The organism is Selenomonadales bacterium, from assembly GCA_017442105.1.
Lineage (GTDB): Bacteria > Bacillota > Negativicutes > RGIG982 > RGIG982 > RGIG982.
Genome location: JAFSAX010000072.1, coordinates 1 through 19,626, shown reverse-complemented (window position 1 = coordinate 19,626; position 19,626 = coordinate 1). Strand labels below are relative to the sequence as shown.

At 53.1% G+C, this 19,626-nt stretch carries 19 protein-coding genes and 1 tRNA gene; 3 read left to right on the top strand and 17 right to left on the bottom strand.

What is annotated here, in order from left to right; translation table 11 throughout:
- Window positions 1-119 precede the first annotated feature (119 nt).
- The 3 genes from IJN28_02985 to larA all read right to left on the bottom strand — a co-directional run bounded on the left by IJN28_02985 (window position 120) and on the right by larA (window position 2,010).
- A tRNA-Arg gene (locus tag IJN28_02985) sits at window positions 120-196 on the bottom strand.
- Between the two features lie 224 nt (window positions 197-420).
- Window positions 421-702, bottom strand: coding sequence for a hypothetical protein (locus IJN28_02980; GenBank protein ID MBQ6712737.1), 282 nt, complete (start codon window positions 700-702; stop codon window positions 421-423).
- Between the two features lie 21 nt (window positions 703-723).
- Complete coding sequence (larA, locus tag IJN28_02975; protein MBQ6712736.1) at window positions 724-2,010, bottom strand: nickel-dependent lactate racemase; 1,287 nt, start codon at window positions 2,008-2,010, stop codon at window positions 724-726.
- Between the two features lie 171 nt (window positions 2,011-2,181).
- Between larA and IJN28_02970 the strand changes: the two genes are divergently transcribed.
- Window positions 2,182-3,249: a tetraprenyl-beta-curcumene synthase family protein gene (locus tag IJN28_02970; GenBank protein ID MBQ6712735.1), complete on the top strand. Its 1,068-nt coding sequence runs from the start codon at window positions 2,182-2,184 to the stop codon at window positions 3,247-3,249.
- A gap of 38 nt (window positions 3,250-3,287) precedes the next feature.
- On the opposite strand, the gene IJN28_02965 is transcribed toward IJN28_02970, so the two are convergent.
- The 11 genes from IJN28_02965 to IJN28_02915 form a co-directional block, all read right to left on the bottom strand.
- Window positions 3,288-3,899, bottom strand: coding sequence for a hypothetical protein (locus IJN28_02965; protein MBQ6712734.1), 612 nt, complete (start codon window positions 3,897-3,899; stop codon window positions 3,288-3,290).
- A 90-nt stretch (window positions 3,900-3,989) separates the two neighbouring features.
- Complete coding sequence (locus IJN28_02960; protein ID MBQ6712733.1) at window positions 3,990-5,111, bottom strand: M20/M25/M40 family metallo-hydrolase; 1,122 nt, start codon at window positions 5,109-5,111, stop codon at window positions 3,990-3,992.
- On the bottom strand, window positions 5,101-6,273 hold the full coding sequence (locus IJN28_02955) for a DNA polymerase IV (protein ID MBQ6712732.1): 1,173 nt from the start codon (window positions 6,271-6,273) through the stop codon (window positions 5,101-5,103). The genes IJN28_02960 and IJN28_02955 overlap by 11 nt, the downstream gene beginning before the upstream one ends.
- Before the next feature lie 94 nt (window positions 6,274-6,367).
- The gene (locus IJN28_02950; GenBank protein ID MBQ6712731.1) at window positions 6,368-6,706 is read right to left on the bottom strand and encodes a winged helix-turn-helix transcriptional regulator; all 339 of its coding nucleotides are present in this window, start codon (window positions 6,704-6,706) and stop codon (window positions 6,368-6,370) included.
- Window position 6,707: 1 nt separating this feature from the next.
- The gene (gene nuoB, locus IJN28_02945; protein ID MBQ6712730.1) at window positions 6,708-7,157 is read right to left on the bottom strand and encodes an NADH-quinone oxidoreductase subunit NuoB; all 450 of its coding nucleotides are present in this window, start codon (window positions 7,155-7,157) and stop codon (window positions 6,708-6,710) included.
- On the bottom strand, window positions 7,154-7,486 hold the full coding sequence (locus tag IJN28_02940) for a 4Fe-4S dicluster domain-containing protein (GenBank protein ID MBQ6712729.1): 333 nt from the start codon (window positions 7,484-7,486) through the stop codon (window positions 7,154-7,156). The genes nuoB and IJN28_02940 overlap by 4 nt, the downstream gene beginning before the upstream one ends.
- Window positions 7,487-7,503: 17 nt before the next feature.
- Window positions 7,504-9,081 (bottom strand): NADH-quinone oxidoreductase subunit C, encoded by a 1,578-nt coding sequence (locus IJN28_02935; protein MBQ6712728.1) that lies wholly within the window; start codon window positions 9,079-9,081, stop codon window positions 7,504-7,506.
- A gap of 5 nt (window positions 9,082-9,086) precedes the next feature.
- Window positions 9,087-10,553 carry a hydrogenase 4 subunit F gene (locus tag IJN28_02930; GenBank protein ID MBQ6712727.1) on the bottom strand — a complete coding sequence of 489 codons (1,467 nt, stop codon included), beginning with the start codon at window positions 10,551-10,553 and terminating at the stop codon, window positions 9,087-9,089.
- A gap of 4 nt (window positions 10,554-10,557) precedes the next feature.
- Window positions 10,558-11,196: a hydrogenase gene (locus tag IJN28_02925; GenBank protein ID MBQ6712726.1), complete on the bottom strand. Its 639-nt coding sequence runs from the start codon at window positions 11,194-11,196 to the stop codon at window positions 10,558-10,560.
- Between the two features lie 10 nt (window positions 11,197-11,206).
- Window positions 11,207-12,157 (bottom strand): NADH-quinone oxidoreductase subunit H, encoded by a 951-nt coding sequence (locus IJN28_02920; GenBank protein ID MBQ6712725.1) that lies wholly within the window; start codon window positions 12,155-12,157, stop codon window positions 11,207-11,209.
- 13 nt (window positions 12,158-12,170) lie between these two features.
- Window positions 12,171-14,195 carry a hypothetical protein gene (locus IJN28_02915; protein ID MBQ6712724.1) on the bottom strand — a complete coding sequence of 675 codons (2,025 nt, stop codon included), beginning with the start codon at window positions 14,193-14,195 and terminating at the stop codon, window positions 12,171-12,173.
- A gap of 222 nt (window positions 14,196-14,417) precedes the next feature.
- On the opposite strand from IJN28_02915, the gene IJN28_02910 reads away from it, so the two are divergent.
- Entirely contained in the window at window positions 14,418-14,990 is a 573-nt protein-coding gene (locus tag IJN28_02910) for a hypothetical protein (GenBank protein ID MBQ6712723.1), read from the top strand.
- Window positions 14,991-15,115: 125 nt separating this feature from the next.
- Here IJN28_02910 and IJN28_02905 read toward each other — a convergent pair whose 3' ends face one another.
- From IJN28_02905 to IJN28_02895, 3 genes are all read right to left on the bottom strand, one after another.
- Complete coding sequence (locus IJN28_02905) at window positions 15,116-16,864, bottom strand: YadA-like family protein (protein ID MBQ6712722.1); 1,749 nt, start codon at window positions 16,862-16,864, stop codon at window positions 15,116-15,118.
- Between the two features lie 350 nt (window positions 16,865-17,214).
- On the bottom strand, window positions 17,215-18,036 hold the full coding sequence (locus tag IJN28_02900; protein ID MBQ6712721.1) for an ABC transporter ATP-binding protein: 822 nt from the start codon (window positions 18,034-18,036) through the stop codon (window positions 17,215-17,217).
- 21 nt (window positions 18,037-18,057) lie between these two features.
- Window positions 18,058-19,086 (bottom strand): iron ABC transporter permease, encoded by a 1,029-nt coding sequence (locus IJN28_02895; protein MBQ6712720.1) that lies wholly within the window; start codon window positions 19,084-19,086, stop codon window positions 18,058-18,060.
- A 183-nt stretch (window positions 19,087-19,269) separates the two neighbouring features.
- On the opposite strand from IJN28_02895, the gene IJN28_02890 reads away from it, so the two are divergent.
- On the top strand, window positions 19,270-19,626 hold a 357-nt coding region (locus IJN28_02890; GenBank protein MBQ6712719.1), incomplete at its 3' end, for a hypothetical protein.

The following is a 19,626-nucleotide window of genomic DNA, read 5'->3' as shown; positions in this document are numbered from 1 at the left end:
GCGCAAGGTACACAGAATATCATTTACTTGCTGAATAGATTCTGCATAAGAGATTTTATTCCCTTCTCCGCACAAAAACAAAAAGAGCGATGCGTTTCGCATCGCTCTTCATTTCAAAGTGGTGACCCCAGCAGGATTCGAACCTGCGACCTTTTGATTCGTAGTCAAACGCTCTATCCAGCTGAGCTATGGAGTCATTCGGTCTTGCCTGTCGTCAGGCAACAAAGAAATTATATCGAATATATTGAGATATGTCAACAGTTTTTCTGAAAAAAGTTTTATTTTTTTTATCTTTTTTCGTTATGCACAGGCCTATTTGAGGTTGTACACAAGAGGAACCGTTGATTTATCCCGTTTTTGCCTACTTATCCACAGCTTTTATGCACAGGCTGTGTGCATATGTGGATAATCGCACATCCGTTATACTTCGATCGGACGGCTCCACGCGACGTATACACCTGTTGCTTCCCAGAGGCGGGTGAGGCATATTTTGAGGTTGTCAAGGGATTCGAGCGGCTGGAGCGTTTTCGTTTCGAACGTGTGGATGTCGTTTACGGCTACGTCCATGGTGAGCGGAGTAGCGAGGAATTTTTCTACCGCTTCTTTTTTGATATGGTCGAGGCGTACTTCGGCTTTGCCGTCTTCGTAGAAGATCGCGCCTACGGTGTTACCTACATGAATGGCTACTTGAAAAGTTGTCATTACTATCTTCCTTTTTGTTTATTATTTGATGATCGGCATGGTGTTTGCCGCATGCGACATGACTGTTACGGTGTAGTCATCGTGACCGATGATCTCACGTGCCATTGCCATTGCTTCGTCGAGCGTTTCTGCCATGCGCATGCCCGTTTTTTCGATGAATGCACGGTTTTCGGGACGCGTTACGACGATGTTGGTGCGTTCTTTTGCGAAGCAGCGAACTTTGAACGCGATGAAGCCCGGGATGGTGTATGCTTCACGAAGCTTCATTTCATGTTCTTCGATCGTTGCAATGTCGAACCATTTGCTGAAATCAGGCGGTTCTGCGATGTCGGGGAATTCCATGACGGAGATGACGACGCCGCCGTCTTTGCCTGCCATGTTGGCATTGTCGAACGTTTTGGAACCTTGGTAGCAGTTGATGTCTTTCGGATAACCGCCGCCCGATGCGAGGACAATGTCGGCTTTTGCCGGTACGGGTACGCCGAATACTTCTTCTACGCGTTTGCAGCCTGCTTGCCAAGCCTGCATCCAGTCGCCTGCGAAGAAGCCTGCGAACTGGCCTTCTGCTGTAAGTGTGATGTTGAAGATGAAGTCAGGGTTGACCATCTGTGCGATCTCGATGAGGTCTTCGTTCATCGGGTTGCCTTCCGTAAGGCCCGAACCGCAGGCAGGGTTTGCACCGCCGCCGACTTCTTGCGTGAGCGTGAGGCGATGATTCTGCTGAATGGTTTCATATGCGGTGATAGCAGGAACGATCGATTTGCGACCGCCGCCGAAGCCTGCGAGGAGGTGGTATACGATACCGCCCGTGAGGATAAGTTTATCCTGTGCGAGAGCGACTTTGTTTACTTTTGCTTCTGTACCGAACGACGTCGTGCCGAGGTATTCGAACGCATCTTCTACGGTGGACATCGTCTGCGAGATGGCTACGCGGTCTGCGCTGATGCCGTAGACGCTTTTGTGTTCTTCTTCGGTGTGAAGACGATGGCTGCCAAGACCGACGATGAGCGTGATGTCAGAGTCAGGTACGCCTGCTTCGTTGAGCTCGTCCAAGATGAAGTGGAGGAAGCGGTCGTAGCGGATCCAGCCGCGCGTTACGTCGCTGACGACGATACCAACTTTTTCGCCTGCTTTGACGATATCTTTGAGCGGTGCAGAACCGATCGGGTTTCTGAGTACGTTTTTAACTTCTGCTTCGATGTTTTCGATCGCAGGGAATTCATTGCCTTCTACTTCTGCGAGGATATTTTTTTCCGGTAAAGAGATGGTCATCGAGCCTTTACCGAATCCCAGTTCAAACTGTTTCAATGTTAAAGCCCCCTAGTCCAGTTGTGTAATATTGTAATATATTATACGTTTAATTATACAACTTCCGTGTATGCTCTGGCAAGGAAAAGATACGGTGCGCGCCCATTTTCCCTGTTATCTTATGCAAAAAAGCGGTATACTATCTGTAAGATCAGTTGGGGGAGGGTCTATATGCTTCGTACGGCTTCTTTTTTCGTTCGCGTGGTGCTGACATCACTTCCGCTCACCTCGCGTATGCTGCGTCCGTATCGGCAGTTCGCCGACCGCATGACAGGTGTGCTCGGCGAGCAGGCACGTGCTTCGATCAAGGGCAAGACGTTCCACTGTCAGGGTGCTTCTGTCTACGCGCTCTGCCCGCATCTTGTGCGCAATGGGAAAGGCGCGCAGGAGGAATACGTGCGGTTCGCGGTCGCGCTTCAGACGATCAGCGATTATCTTGACAATCTGTGCGATCGTGCCGAGGTGTATGAGGAGCGTGCTTTCCGCACCTTGCACGAAGCATTCTGTGATGCACTCGATCCGACGCGCGCTCTCAAGGTTTATTACAGAGATTATCCGTATACGGACGACGGCGGTTATCTGTCGTCACTCGTCGGCGATGCGCGAAGTGCGCTCGGCAATGATTCGGCGGTAGAGGCGATCGCTCCGCATCTTGCGATGTTCGGCAAGCGATACTCAGACCTTCAGACGTACAAACATATCACACCTGCGCTTCGCGAGGAAAAGATGCGCGCATGGACAGGTGCGTACGCCGAGATGTATCCGACGATAAACGGCTGGGAGTTCGCGGCGGCGTGCGGTTCGACGCTCGGTATCTTCGCGCTCGTTTCGGCAAAACGTACCGATATGACAGCAGAAGAAGCACGGGCGATCACCGATGCGTATTTCCCGTATATCAACGGACTGCATATCCTACTCGATTATCTCATCGACCGTGAGGAAGACCGTCAAGGCGGTGATCTCAACTTCACGTTCTATTACACGTCGCACGAGGAGATGACACAGCGACTTCTCTATTTCACGCGGGAAGCTCTCTTGTCCGCATCTCGTGCGCCCGAGCCGATGTTTCATACGCATATCGTCTACGCACTGCTCGCGCTGTACTTGACCGATGAAAAGACAGCGCACCCCGATATCCGACCTGTGGTAAAGGCACTATGCGCACAGCTCCCGCCCGACGCGACGCGATATTTCCGTCTGTGCCGCCTCCTGCGCAAATTAAAACGCATCAACCGCTAGACGTACAAAAGCCACCCTATGATGGGTGGCTTTTCTTCTTAGTTGAGGTTTTTGTTCTTACTGTTCTGTGTGGTATTGTCTTTTTTGACTTCCTGCTGTTTGAAGTAGCGACCGTTTATTTCGATAGTATCGAATTTGCCGTCGTCGATCATGCGGACTGCGCCAAGCTGGCGATAGCCTTTGATCTTCTTCGGTTTTTCGACTTCTACCCAGCGGTAGCTGTATTCTTCGGGCGTGCCTGCATTCTCGGTGAAGATCTCCATTGCCGGGTCGGGCTTTTCGTCGCCTTTGCACATCGGGAGCGCATCTTCAAGACGTACGATGAAGTATTCGCAGAATTCGGGCGGGATGTCGATGACGGCATCTTCGCCTTGGCCGTCGTCAGCCATGGCAAGGAAGATGGCGTTGCCGAAGATGATCTCTTTTTCATCAGGCGCAGGGAACGTACGGTTCGGTTTGAGGCCGAGCGGTACGGCAAGGTCGTTGACGAAGAGATAGAGGCCGATGTCATTGCCGACATCGAACAGTTTTGTATGTGCGAAGTTACCGCCGAGGAGTGCTTCGATCTCCTCTTTCATGCGCATTCTGTCTGCCGACAGTTTGTATACGACCGGTTTTTTGCCCGGTTCGATCAAAATGCTGTTTACCATTTGTATTGATCTCCTTGTTCGTTTCAAGTTTAATTTTTGGCTTATCTGTTATATATTCATCATGTTTTGCCGAATCCCTTTTTTTGTTCGTCAATTCTGCACGTTTGATGCTGACTGAATGATGGCAAGTGCCAAGCGTGCGCTGTTTTCGATATCGACGATACGGATATTCTCTGCCGTCGTATGGACGTCCGTCATACCGACACCGAGTACGACTGACGGCAATCCGAGCTTGTTGAAGTTGTTGCCGTCAGAGCCGCCGCCCGTTGCGACGAGGTCTGCTGTAAGACCGATCCGCGCACAGGCATCACGCACAATACCGACGACAGGTTCGCTCTCATCAAGGCTGTACGCATCGTATTCACGGGCGACTTCGATATCACAGCTGCCGCCATCCGCGATTCGGCGAAACGGTGCCAGGAGTGCTTCGGTCGCGCGCTCGAGCTTTTCTTCGTTATGACTGCGTGCTTCTGCCCACACTTCGACGAGGTCGGGGACGATGTTCGTTGCACTGCCGCCTTTTATGACGCCGATATTGGCTGTCGTTTCGTCATCGATACGCCCCTGCTGTGCTTCGGCGATGGCACGCGCGGCGAGCGTGATGGCATTGATACCGCGTTCGGGTGCAAGACCTGCGTGGCTCTTTTTACCGCGTACCGTCATGTGCATCGTATTAGAGGCAGGTGCTTTGACGATGGCCTGCCCCGGCGCACCGCTCGAGTCGAATACGAATCCCATCTCGGCGCGTACCAATTCTCTATCGAGGTTCTTCGAGCCTAAGAGGCCTGCTTCTTCGGCGATGGCGAATACGACTTCGATATCGCCGTGCGCGATGTCCTTCTCACGTACGACGCGGAGTGCTTCGAGGATCGCCGCGATGCCTGCCTTGTCGTCACCGCCAAGCACCGTTTTGCCGTCCGTGCGCAGGACGCCGTTCTCTTCGATGACGTTGATATCGTCGCACGGCGTGACCGTATCCATATGTGATGAGAAAAGGATCGTCGGTACGCCCTCTGCATTACCGCAAAAGCGTGCGATGACGTTGCCCGTATCACCGCCTATTACCTCGCCTGCTTTGTCCTCTGTTACCTCGGCACCGAGCGCAGTAAGCTCGCGTGTGACGTAGTCTGCCATCTTGCGCTCACGGCGCGACGGCGATGCGATATGCACCATATCCAAGAACGTCTGTTTCAGACGTGCATTATTTATCATGATGTTCCTCCTTCGTTTCTATCAGATTCGCTTTCGTGATGATCGTCGAGCCGAACTTTGCCTTAAGGGCATCGACCGTCCGATAAAGCGTTTTTTTCTTCTTGTCGCTCTCCGATTCAAAGAGCGATACTTCTTCCGTTTCGGTCAGATGAGAAGCCGTGATGCCCAAGAGGCGTATCGGTTCGGCGGCACAGAGCTTATCATACAGCTCGCACGATGTTTGGTAGATCACTTCGTCATACTGCGTACCTTCTTTGAGCGTGACGGAACGCGTGACCGTGCGAAACGAGGCAAAGCGCACCTTGAGCGTGACAGTAAGCGCGAACAGCCCTTTGCGCCTGAGCCGCCCTCCTACCTGCTCCGACAGTCGAAGAAGCTCTTTTTCAACCTCATCACGCTCCCATATGTCGGTCGCGAACGTTTCCTCTTTCCCGACTGACTGCACCTTGCGCACAGGCTCGACCTTCCGCTTGTCGATGCCTTGCGCCAGCTCTTTGAGCGTATACGCCTGCTTCCCGAGTACGTTGGCAAGCTTCTCGACAGGCGCGTCTGCGACATCACCGATGGTGGTGATACCAAGCCCTGCGAGCTGCGTGGCGGTGAACTTGCCCACGCCCCACAGCCTTTTCACCGAGAGCGGCCGGAGGACCTCGCGTACGTTTTCCTCGCGTATGATGACGAGGCCGTCGGGCTTTTCGAGGTCGGAGGCGAGCTTCGCCAAAAACTTGTTCGGCGCAATACCGACCGACGCGACAAGCTCAAGCTCTTCATAGATGCGCCGTTTGACCGCCCGCGCCATCTCTTCGGGAGAAGCGTGGTGACGGGAAAGACCGCTGATATCGAGGAACGCTTCATCCAAGGAGAGCGGTTCTACCATCGGCGAGAACGAGCCTAATATCTCCATCAGCTGTGCGGATACGGCTTCGTAATGCACATGATCGCCATCGATAAAGATCCCGTTCGGGCAGAGCTGACGTGCCTTTTTCATCGCCATCGCCGAGCCGACGCCGAACTTGCGCGCTTCATACGAGGCTGTTGCCACGACACCGCGCGCACCCGTACCGCCGACGATGACAGGCTTTCCGCGAAGCGAAGGGTCGTCACGCTGTTCGATCGACGCATAGAACGCGTCCATATCGACGTGCATGATAAGTCCCATCACATACTCCTCCTTTCATCATAACCGTTGTGGTTATTATTATACCACAAGCGCATACGAAAAAAGAACGACCCTTGCCGAGTCGTTCTTTTTTGTCTTATTCGTATCTGTCTTCCTTGCTGACGTGATCGAGCATGGCAATGGAATCGATGAGATGGTTCTGAAAGATGGATTTCGCCGTCATCAGAAGGTCTTTTATCATCGGGTCACGCAGGCTGTAGATGACGCGCGTACCGTTTTTCGTTCCGTATACGATGTTTTTGCTGCGAAGAACGGCAAGCTGCTGGCTGACAGCAGAGCCTTCGCTCTCCGTCAAGGTCTGTATCTCGTTGACGGTGCGCTCGCCTTGTGCCAATACCGCCAAGATACGGATACGAAGCGGATGACCCAAGGCTTTGAAAAAGTCTGCTTCAAATTTTGCTATCTCTTGTTTCATTTCAAATCTCCTTCTCTCTACCTATGGCTTTCAGGATACCCGCGATCAACGCATCGGGTGAGGGCGGACAACCGGGGATATAGACATCTACGGGGATATGGCGATCGACACCGCCGCCCCCTGCATACGACGAGCCGAACAAGCCGCCGCTCGAAGCACACGCTCCGACTGCTACGACGAGGCGCGGTTCGGGTGTCGCTTCATACGTGTCGTACAAGGCTTTGGTCAGCTGGCGGACACAACCGCCCGTGACCATGAGCATATCGGCATGACGCGGAGAGGCTACAAAGTTGACGCCGTATTGGGCGAGGTCGTAGACGGGACTGCCGAGCTGACCCATTTCGAAGTCACAGCCGTTGCAGGAACCTGTGTCTACGTGGCGGATATGGAGCGAACCGCCGTACAGTTTGTTGATGGCTTTTTTCAGTTCTTCGCCTTGGCTCTTGTTCACTGTGCACTCCCCTTTCTGACGCGCAGTTCGTCGCGCGTTCTTGCCGCTATTCTGAGTTCGTTCGTCTGAAGGAGCGCTTGGTTACTGCAAGTCGCAACGCACACACCGCAGAACAAACATTTGTCGTATTGTATTTCCATCATGGCATTTCTCGGCGCACCGCCGATGCGGATAGCACCTGTCGGGCAAGCGTGTTCGCAGTTGCCGCAGACAAGGCAGGATGTGCCGTCGAAATCGATCGTGCCGCGTCTTGCTCCCTGCGGTTCGGGGAGCGAGCGTTTCGGCGCGACGGTGCCTGTTTTCCAAATCTTGAGTATCGTTTCAAGCATCTTTCATTCCCCTTTCCTTAGCGATCACAGCACGCATAACATAATTCAAAGCTCTTATTGATGAGCGGGAAGTCCGGTACGATGTTGCCCGGTACGGCAAGTGCGACAGCAGGCCAGTTGCTGTACGCCGCCGAGCGGATACGGTAACGGTAGACGGTGTTTTCTGCACCGACCATGACGAAGTGGCAGTTCTCACCGCGTGCCGATTCCGACCAGCCGATGCCGAACGTGCCTGCCTCGATATTGCCGACAGGTGCATAGATGTCGCCTGCGGGCAGTTTCAAGACGGCTTCGCGAATGAGCTTCATCGCTTCTTTGGCTTCACTCACACGAACGGTGATACGTGCCATGACGTCACCGTGTTCGTCGGTGATAAGCTGCGGCGGAAGCTCTGCGTACGCATCGTACGGCTGACCGATACGACTGTCGGTACGTCTGCCGCTGGCACGACCGCCGACACCGACGACTTCGAGCGCTTCGGCTTTGTCGAGCGGCAAGATACCTGTCGTTGCCATACGGTTGACGGCGATCTCATGCGAAAGCAAAATTTCGGTGATCTCGTCGAATTCTGCTTCGACTTCGTTGAGGACGGTAACGATGCGTTCCAGTTCTTCATTCGTCCAGTCGCGGCGCATACCGCCTACGCGGACGATACCGCGGAGATATCGACTGCCCGTCATCTCTTCGTTGAGCATGAGGAGCTTTTCTTTGAGGCGGCTGCCGTGGTTGATACCGACGGCAAAACCGAAGCCTGCGCAGATGTTGCCGACATCACCTACATGGTTGTAGATACGTTCGAGCTCACCGAAGATGGTGCGGAGGAATCGTGCGCGTTTCGGCACGATGACGTTACCTGCATCTTCGACAGCGTGCGCATAGGCAAGCGCATGGCTCAGCGCGCAGACACCGCACGTACGCTCTGCGGCAAGGATACCTTGCTCGAGCGTCATGCCTTCGGTCATTTTTTCAACACCGCGATGCGTGTAGAAAAGGCGCGCATCGAGGTGGAGCACATTGTCGCCGAGAACACCGAAGCGGAAATGACCCGGTTCGATGATACCTGCATGGATCGGGCCGACAGGGACTTCGACGACTTCGTTGCCTTCGTATTCGAGTACCTCTTCGGGTACATCTTCTATCACTTGTGTTTTTTCACGGTCGTAATCTTTGCGGAGCGGATATTCGCCCGTCGGCCAGCCTGCTTTGAGGACGAGCGGAGAGCGGTCGGGGTGACCGACGGCACGCAGACCGAGAAGGTCGTTGACTTCGCGTTCGTACCAGTTGAGCGCAGGGAATTCTGCCGCCATCGACGGGAACGTCGGATCGTCTTCACCGATGCTGACGCTGACCGTGACGACCGTCTGATAGCGATCGACACCGTAGACGTAATAAAGCGCGAATGCGGCGCCGAGCGGACGTTCGTCAGTACCGACCATCGTCATAAGGCGCGCGTTTTCTTCTGTTTTGAGCCAACGGCAGACAGCTTCAAGCTCATCGCGTTCTACGTGGATCTCCACGCGGCGCGGTGCATGCTCGATAACGTGCGACTTGCCGAAATGCTGGCGAAGGAGAAGGACGAACTGTTTTCTACTCATTTCCATCAGCGGATGACCTCCTTCAATACATCGCTCGCCGCAAGGACGAGGTTTTCAATATACGGCGGTACATAAAGACCGCAGACCATAACAGCGATCATCGGCAATACCATCGCCGCCGTCATCCAGCGGCTGATCGGTGCCGATGATACGCGCGACGGAGCCGTACCGAATACCATGCGGACAACGTAGAACATCATCCCTGCGAAAATGAGGACGATGAGCGATGCCATGAGGATAGATGCGACCTCGTTGCCCGTAGAGAAGCCTGCCATGAGTATCATGAACTCACTGATAAATACGCCGAACGGCGGTGCACCCGTGATAGCGAATGCCGCCAGAAGGAACACGCCCCCAACGATCGGCATCGTTTTGAGAACGCCTTTGACACGGTCGATCTGTTTCGTATGATAACGCTGATAGATCGCACCTGCCGAGAAGAAAAGGAGCGATTTTGTCATCGCATGGTTGATCATGTGGAGCATCGCACCGAATAGACCCAAAGGTCCGCCGATACCGACACCGAGCGTGATGATGCCCATATGCTCAACGGACGAGTATGCGAGCATACGCTTGAAGTCCGACTGCACGAAAAGGAACGGCATCGTCACAGCGACCGATACAAGACCGAATATCATAAGATACATCGCCGCACCGTCGATCGCCGTCTGTGCAATGGCATAGACGCGGAACAGACCGTAGAGCGCCGTATTGAGAAGCACGCCCGACAAGACAGCGCTGACAGGCGACGGCGCCTGGCTGTGCGCATCAGGCAGCCAGAAATGCATCGGCGCAAGACCTGCTTTCGCACCGAAACCGACGAGTACGAACACGAAGCCGATCTCGAACCAGCGCGGTTTGAGATGGTCGGCAACAGCCATCATCTCGGGCCACTGGAGTGCCGTCGCTTCCTGATGCGGGCAGTGGAGTGCCGAGATGTAGAGGAAGATGATACCGAGAAGCGCGAACGAGATGCCGACGCTGCCCATGATAAGGTATTTCCACGCGGCTTCGAGCGCGAGTTGTTTCCCGTAGAGAGCTACAAGGAGTGCAGACACGAGCGTCGTCAGCTCGATACCGACCCACATAAGCCCCAAGTTGCTGACGACGCTGGCAAATACCATCGACGCCACGAACAAATGATAAAAACAGTAATACAGTCTAAACTGCATCTTCGTGATCGCACCTTCGGCGAGCTCTTCTTCCATATATCCTTTCGAATAGATGGCTGCAAGAGCACCGACTGTCGTCACGAGAAGTACGTTGATGGCACCAAGACCATCGATATAAAACATCTGACCGTAAGAGGTCACGACACCGCCATCAATGACGAGCTTGCCGATCCACGCACCGCAGACGGCACTGCCGACCGCGAGCAAGGCTTGGAGCGTGCCGTACGCTTTCGTCGGCATCACCCAAACGAGAACGGCCGCCATGATAAGCAGTCCGAAAATTCCAATCACAGCTTCCATCTCATCACCCTTTCAAATTCCGCATTCTGCTCGTATTGACACTGTGGAACGCGGTGTATATCTTCAGCGTCAGCGTTGCGATAACGCCTGCCGAAATAAGCATATCGAACAAGATACCGATCTCGATAAAGAGCGGCATACCGTAGCTGATACCGATCGTAATAAGGAATATCGCATTCTCAATGGTGATAAGACCGATACCCTGCATGATCGGATGGTTGTGCGCGATCATCGTAAACGTACCTAAGAGGAGAAGAATGATCGAGCTCTCCAGATACGTCTGACCGTACGCCGTTGCCGGCAAGTCGAGATACGACGCAACGTGATATCCGATTATCATAAGCACGATCGCCACGAACAAACAGCGGTCAGCGGTGAAGATACGTTTGATCTTACGTTTCGCCACTTCGCCTTTCGCAACAGAATACAAGATAAGCGGTATCAAAACGACCTTGACCGCCAGCGTCATCACAGCCGCCGTCAACAAGTGTCCGATACCCGTCTGCCACCACATCATAATACCGCACGCGGCAAGAATACCCGACTGGAGGGCGATGATAGCAACAGCATCAGCGACCTTGCCCACGCGGAACAAAAGAAGTGCGCTCATAACCAATACGATTGTCAAAAAACTGTCCATCATTTCATCCCTCCTATTTCACTACTGTAATCACGATCGCCAAGACCGACAGCACCATAGAAGATGCCAACAGCTTCGGCGCAAGGAAAAGTCGCATCTTCGCATACAGCGTTTCAACGACTGCCAAAACAAGACCAAGCACCAACAGTTTCACCACGAAACAGCCGAGTGCAAGTGCCCACGCACCGACCGATGCGCCCATCACCATGCCCCACGGACAAAAGAGCGCGATGAAGATGCTGTAGAGCACCACTTGGCGTATCTGTGCCGCCCAGAGCATCAATCCGAGATAACGACCCGAATACTCAAGAAGCATCCCTTCGTGTATCATCGTCAGCTCCAGATGCGTATCGGGATTGTCAACAGGGATACGACCCGTTTCCGCAATGAGTACGATACCCATCGCGATAAGCGCAAGCACATATGTAGGTTCCAAGATAAGATCGGGCTTCGCGTCGATCACGACGACAGCCTGCACGAGATTCATCGTGCCGATCTTCAAGAGAATAGCCATCGCGCCTAAGATCATCGCAGGCTCTGCGATAGCCGACAGCATCAAGTCACGTACCGAACACATACCGCCGAACGAACTGCCTGCATCGTATGCCGTCAGCGTCGTGAAGAAACGCACCAAACCGAACAAATAGAGCATCAAGAGGAAATCCCCTGCCCACGCAAGCGGCGCGTGCATCTCTACCATCGGTATCATCAAGCCTACCGTCAGCATCCCTGCAATAGAGATATACGGCGTAAAATGCGACAGCCACGAAGAATGTTCGGAGAACACCGCATCCTTGCGAAGATACTTCCAGAGGTCACGATACGGCTGGAGAGGGCCTGCACCGCGGCGGCTCTGCATTCTCGCTTTCGCCGTACGGATCACACCCTCGACGAACGGAGCCACAGCCGCAATGAGTACAACATGGACGATCGCCCACAATATTGTCATAACATCAATCTGCATCGAACACCCCTCCTTATGAGAACAATCCGAGGAGAGCCAATATCAACGCACATACCATATACGCCAGATATGCCTGCAAATCCCCGTCTTGAATTCGTTTTGCATATTGCGACAGCTTCATCGTCAAACGCACAACAGGACGATACAGTTTGTCCTCTGCGCCGAGATCGGCTTTCGCACCGACAGCCATACGAAGCGGATAGCTCGCATGACGTTTCGTCACCACAGCCTCATCAGTCAGATGAGATACCCCGCGGAACACCTTCAGCATCGAGTGAGAAGCACTCGTACCGTTGAAGCCCATACGGCTCGTCAGCGTCGTACCGCAGTTCCACGTCGGCGAATAGCGGACATTGCCTTTGCCCACCGCCAAACGAAGACCGACAAGAACAGCCGCCAGGATAAGCACGAGCGAACCTGCCGCCATCGAAGCCGACACCGTTTCTGCCTCTACGAACGGCACGTAGAACACCATATCCGACCATACCGCCGTAAAGAAATACTTACACGTGATACCGCTGATAAACGACAGCGCCGCCTGCGGGAACAAGCCGAACGCCAGCATCGGGATCACAAGAAGCACCATACCGAACTGCATCCAGCGCGAGCACTCATGCGCATGCTCTGCCTTCTCACTTCTCGGCATCGCCAAAAACGCCACGCCGAACTGTTTTACCACAGCCATCAGCGCCATACCGCCCGCCAAAGCAAGCGCAGCCGCCGCCAGACAACCTACCACCTGAAGCCAAGTGATATGCGAATCAAACCCGAGACGAAGCATCGACTGAAGCACCGCCCACTCACTGATAAAGCCCGACATCGGAGGAAGAGCCGCCATGCTCATACCACCAACGAGGAACAACACCGCCGTACGCGGCATACGACGGATCAGACCGCCCAGCTCATTGATATCCTTCGTATGCGTCGCATGAAGCACCGAACCCGCACCGAAGAAGAGTAGTCCCTTAAACAGCGCGTGACTGATGCAGTGGAGCAGCATCGCCATGATAGCCGCCGCCGCTAAGAAATTCCATCCGTGCGTCTGGAACAGAAGACCTGCCCCCATCGCCGCGAAGATGATACCCATATTCTCCGCACTCGAAAACGCAAGGAAACGCTTCATATCGTTCTCATTGAGCGCGAACAAGATACCGCCCACCGCAGAAAGGACACCGACCAAAATAAGTACGAACCCCCACCACATCTCACCGTAGCCGAGGAAATCGAAGCACACGCGGAACATACCGTACGCCGCCGTCTTCAGCATAACAGCCGACATCAAAGCCGACACATTGCTCGGCGCCGCAGGATGCGCACGCGGAAGCCAGATATGGAGCGGCAAAAGACCTGCCTTCGTACCGAACCCGATCAGGCACATCACAAAGATAGCCGACTTCACATCCATCGGCATCCCTGCCGCATCGGCGCGGAACGCATCGAACGAAATACTGCCCGTATAGAAATAGAACAAAAGGAAACTGATCGTCAAAAAGACCGTCCCGATATGCGTCATCGCCGCATACAAATACCCTGCCGAACGAACCTCCGGCTTCTCATACTCGAACATCACGAGCATAAACGACACGATCGACATCAGCTCCCACGCCACGAGGAACGAAAACGCACTCGACGCCGTCACCACCGCCATCATCGACAGCGCGAACAGATTGATCAGCGCGCCGAGGTACGCCACATTCTTCTGACCGTAATAGCCTTTGTTATATCCATACGAATAAAAAGCTGCCGCTACAGACACCGCCGAAATGAGCATCAAGAAAAACGCACTCAAGACATCGACGTGCAAAATAAGCGGCAGACCTGCCGTCACGCTCCACAGATGAAGCGTCACCTCACTATGCGCCAGAAGAATACTTCCACCGCACACCATACCGAGCACACCGCCGACAGCTCCGCACAAAGACGATACAGCATTCGCCATTCGCCCATTGCGCAGAAACAGCATCGGCAGGATCACACCCGCCAACAGACAGGATAGCGACGACAAAAACAGCGTCGTATCCCAAACAGGATTACCCACAAATCTTCCCCCATTCATGTTTTTATTTATATCTATATGAAACCTTATATTTCATTTTTTAAATATACAAAACTTCCATGTAAAATTCAAGCCCGACTTGCGAAAATCCTCGCTGTTTTTCACCATTTTTGCAAAATTCGCCAAGACCTCCCCTCTTTTAAACGCGCCGAAAATATGGTATGATATCAAACATAAAATCCACACAGAAACGGAAGATATCATATGGAAGAAACAAGACAACCGAGAGAGCGCAGACACCGCAGACGTCGCCCCGAAGAAGGCACCTCTCTCACACGCAAACTGATCGTAGCGATCCTCATCATCGGCGTACTCGCAGGATTCCATTTCGGATTCCGCGCCGAAGAAAAAGTACCGCCGAACCTCGACCTCAACTACACCGCGATCTGCGCGCAAATGGAAACAGAATTCAGCAACAAAGTAAAATATCCGTACGTCACCTCGGCAACGTTCAAAGTAGATACCGAGCAAAAACAGATCCACATGATGATGACCATCGTCGAAGACCTCGACAAAAACGAAGCACCGCGCCTCGCCGATAAAGCCATCCGCCGCTTCGGTCAGCTCACACGCGAGCAGAACCCTGCCCTCATTGAAGAAAACGAAGACTACTACGGTGAGATATTCGACACGTACGCAGTCGCCGTCGGCATCGCTACCCCGTCCCAGCTCGCGGGAGGCAACCCTGCCGAATGGTACATCAACGACAACGTACTCCCCACGCTCCACACCAAACAGGCACCCAAACTGCCTGCCCCCGAATTCCTCAACTTCTGATAACGACAAAAGAGACCTCTCGAGAAGGTCTCTTTTTTATTTTCCTTCTATATAAAAAAGCACCCTCATAAAGGGTGCTTTTTTTATCTCTGCCGACAAACGACGACCTGCCATATCGACCGATCTTATTTGCCTGCCAATTTCAAGACCATTGCTTCCAGTTTCGCGATTCTGTCCTGCAATTTTTGATTTTCTGCTTTTGCATTGTTGATCTCATGTCTAAGCTCGCTGTTTTCGGCTTTCACATCTTTGATCGCTGTAACGAGCTCGGCTTTGCTCAATTTGGCAACACCGCTCGAACCTTTGCCGATGGCGAACGAAGCACCGAGGTTGACCATGTTTTCCCCGTTGCCTGCCGTACCGCCGATACTAAACATGACATCTTCATTCGGACGATAGAACGCACCGACTGCCGCCGCGGTCGAGCCTGCATAATTGCCGACACCTGCCGCGAAGGACAGTTTGTTTTCCGAATCATAGTCGAGCGGATGGAGTGCCGCGAGAGCCGCCGCACCTGCACCGACTTTATCTACGCGACCATCGAGCGAAGTAACGCGCTGATCGAGGCCTGTGATAGCACTGCTGTTAGCCGCGATGCCTTGTGCATTGGCAACGACCTGCTGATTCGTTTTACCAAGTTCGGTATTGAAATGATCGTTCGTCTTTTGGAGCTCTGCGTTGAAGTGATCGTTCGTTTTTACGACTTCGTCATTGAGCGCGCTGAGATCCTCCTGCATCGTATCAGTCTTGTCCTCAAGTGCACTGATATCCTGCATATTGCCGACGACATAGCCGTTGGTAATACCGATCTGGTTATTGAGCTCTGCAAAACCGTCTTCTACTTCACCGTTCAGCTTGGTAAGATTGTCTGCTACTCTGTTGACGTGGTCGGTGACATTGTCAACGTGTTCGTCTACCTGATCTTTCGTATAGACATCGTCTGTTTTGGCATAATCGGTCAGATCAACATTACCGCCTGCGCTGATCAGATCGTCGACTTCTCTCTTCGTGTAAACATCGGATGCATTTGCTTTGGTATCAAGCTTCGTATCTACTTCTGTCTTCGTGTAAACATCGGATGCATTTGCTTTGGTATCAAGCGCTGCATTGACATCTGCCGTTTTAGCATAACCTGTCAGATCAACACTACCGCCGGCCGATACCCCTTCAAGTGCCTTATTCAGCTGTCCTACGGTCACTGCATCATGGTCATTGACACCGTCCGCTACGTTGACGATCTTACGATACGCGGGAGCAGTTGCAGGTACACCTGCAGCACCGCCGCTGCCGACGCTGACAGAATCAGCTTCTGCCGTAACAGAACCCGCACCCAACGCAACGCTGTTCGCATGCGCTGCCTGCGCGCCATTACCGATCGCCGTTGCGTTTTCTGCGCTTGCTACCGCCTGATAACCTTCCGCAACCGAAAGTTTTCCACTAGCTGCCGCCTGATAGCCTTCCGCAATAGCACCAGCTCCACTGGCTTTTGCCAGATAACCTTCCGCAACCGAAAGACTTCCACTGGCTACCGCCTCACAACCTTCCGCAATAGCACCATCTCCACTAGCATTTGCAAGGGAACCTTCTGCAATAGAATAAGCTCCGCTTGCTATTGCATTGTTACCGATCGCAACAGCAGATTCTCCGCTGGCTTTCGCATAATAACCTTCCGCAACGGCATAATCTTTGCTAGCTGCCGCCTTATAACCTTCCGCAATAGAATAATCTCCGCTTGCTACCGTACCGGAACCGATCGCGATCGCATCCGTACCTGTTGCCGTACCTTCTTCAATAGCCGCCGATGCCATACCGCACGGAATCACAGACAACGCTATCGACAAGGCGACCATTCTCTTTAATATCTCTTTTTTCATGGTAAATCCCCCTTGATGATCATTTATATCTGACCTGTCTATGACAGGTAATGTCAACTATCACAATATGTAATAACGAAGCAATTATTCTTTTTGGTTATTTTGATTATATCACCGCTGTACTCCCCCCCGCAAGACATTTGTATGTATAATTCGCACTATTCTTTATTTATCCGAAGCATACCACATCTGTCCTCGGACAAGATTTCATTCGTCATCTGCGCCTGTCGCTTTTATTTTCCTTCTATATAAAAAAGCACCCTTATCATGTCACAGATAAGGATGCTTTCTCTTATAAAAATAAGCACGCCTTCCTTCTCGGATAAGCGTGCTTTTCTTTTCCTATTCAGTCAGCCGTCACCGCAGATCGTACGTATCACGTCGTCGTCGGCTTCTTCTACGGCACCGCGTTTCGTCCAGACTTCGATGCTGCCCGTATCGTCATGTCGGACGACGGCGATGGGTACGTGGTAGGCATCGGAGAGGACGTCTTCGCGAATGACTTCGTCGGGCTTGCCGTCTGCGAGGATACGGCCGTTGCCGACGAGGACGAGTCGCGAACAGAAGCGCGAGGCGAGCGGAAGCTCGTGGACGACCATGACGACTGTCTTGCCTGCTTCGCATAGGCGTTTGCAGAAGCGGAATATCTCTTCCTGATAGACCATGTCGAGGCCTGTTGTCGGCTCGTCGAGGAACAGGATAGGCGTCTGCTGCGCGAGTACTTTCGCCAGAAGGATACGCTGACGCTGACCACCGCTGACCTCCTGCACAGGCGTATCGGCGAACTCTGTCACGCCCGTGTACTGCATACACAGCTCGGCGATGCGTTCGTCCTCCGCGCTCTCGGACTGCCACCATTTCATATACGGATATCGTCCTGCGAGGACAAGCTCACGCCCCGTATAGCCGAACGATACTTCTACGTGCTGTTGGAGATACGCCACTCTGCGGGCGAATTCGCGTTCCGACAGCTCGCTCGTATCGGTGTCCATGATGCGTACCGAGCCTGCGCGTTTGGCGAGCATACCGCGAAGCGTTTTCACAAGCGTCGATTTGCCTGCGCCGTTCGGCCCGATGATGCCGACGAATTCACCGCGGCCTATCTTGAGCGATACGTCCGATAATATCGTTTTATTTTCGTAACCGACCGAGAGACCGTCGGCCGTTATCATCGTTTCCATACGTTCACCCCACTATCTATCCTGCATACGACGAAGCAGATAGAGGAAATACGGCGTTCCGATCAGTGCCGTCATAATACCGACGCGGATCTCCGTCGGCTCGACTACCATTCTGCCGACCGTGTCGCACAGCACTAAGAGAAGCGCACCTGCGAGCGCACTCATCGGAATGAGCACACGATGGTCGGGGCCTACGATCATGCGCATCATATGCGGAACGACAAGACCGACGAATCCGATACTGCCGCTGACGCAGACGCTCGTTGCCGTTACCAGCGATGCGAGGAAGAGCAGTCCCAGTCTAAACGGCATGACCGCCATACCGACGGCGCGCGCCTCTGTTTCACCGAGTACGAGAATATTCAAATGGCGTGCGAGCGTCCACATGATACCGATACCGCCGAGCACGGGGACAGCCGCCATGATGACGTGTTCCCATCGGCGATAATCAAGACCGCCCACCATCCAGAATAAGTATTGCTGAAGCTTCTGCTCATCGACACAGATGAGGATACCGCTGGTGAGCGCGCCGAGAAGCATACCGACCGCGATACCCGACAGAAGAAGCGTCACCACAGGCACCTTACCGCGCCGCATCGAGAGTAAGACTGTCACCGATACGGCGAGCACCGCACCCACGAGCGCACAGACAGGCATCGCATAGAGGCTCACCGCCGACCAGCCGAGCGCAATGGATACGACTGCGCCCATCGCCGCACCGCTCGTCACCCCGATGATACCGGGATCGGCAAGCGGGTTGCTGAATACGCCCTGCATCACCGCGCCTGCCGTTGCCAGACCTGCACCGACAAGGATACCGACTAAGATACGCGGCAAGCGGATATGCCACAGCACCGCCTGTTGCTCCGCCGTAAAATCGGCCGCCTCAAAGCTCGGCAGTCCGAGCTGATACCCCAAGACCGCCACCGCCTTATCGATCGGCACATCGATCTGACCGCACACGAGCGACACGAGCATCACGACGACTAAACATATTATAAGACCGCCCGCAACAAAGAGCGATCTGCCTGACCATCTCATAGATTACCCCTTCCTTGCCGCCGGCAGGCAGCAGATCATCATATAAAAAAGCCGCCACCAAAAACAAGCGACCTTTCATACATCAAATATTGTCTACATTATAATACAACATCATAAAGCAGGCAACCTTCGCCCCTATTTTATAGTATAATACAGGTAACGACACCACGGGAGGAAACAGATATGATGACAAGACTGATACTTACGATATGTATGATGATGACACTGCTGATGCCGTGCGCATGGGCAGAGGAGAATGCCACATCTTCACAATTGTCACAGATCACGATCGAAACGGAAGATTGGATCGACGGCGATACATACTACATCCGCTATACCTTTACCAATCCGACAGATAAAAAGATCAATGAGACGATTGCTCGTACATTCATTGCAGTCGATGCCGCCAGTAACACGTCTTTCAGCCAGACACTCTTAAAAGAAGATGATGAAGAATGGCAACTCTCTATCGCTCCACATTCTTCATCATCTCACACCACTATGTTTCCCATAGAGCCAAGCTATATTCACTTCTCCCAT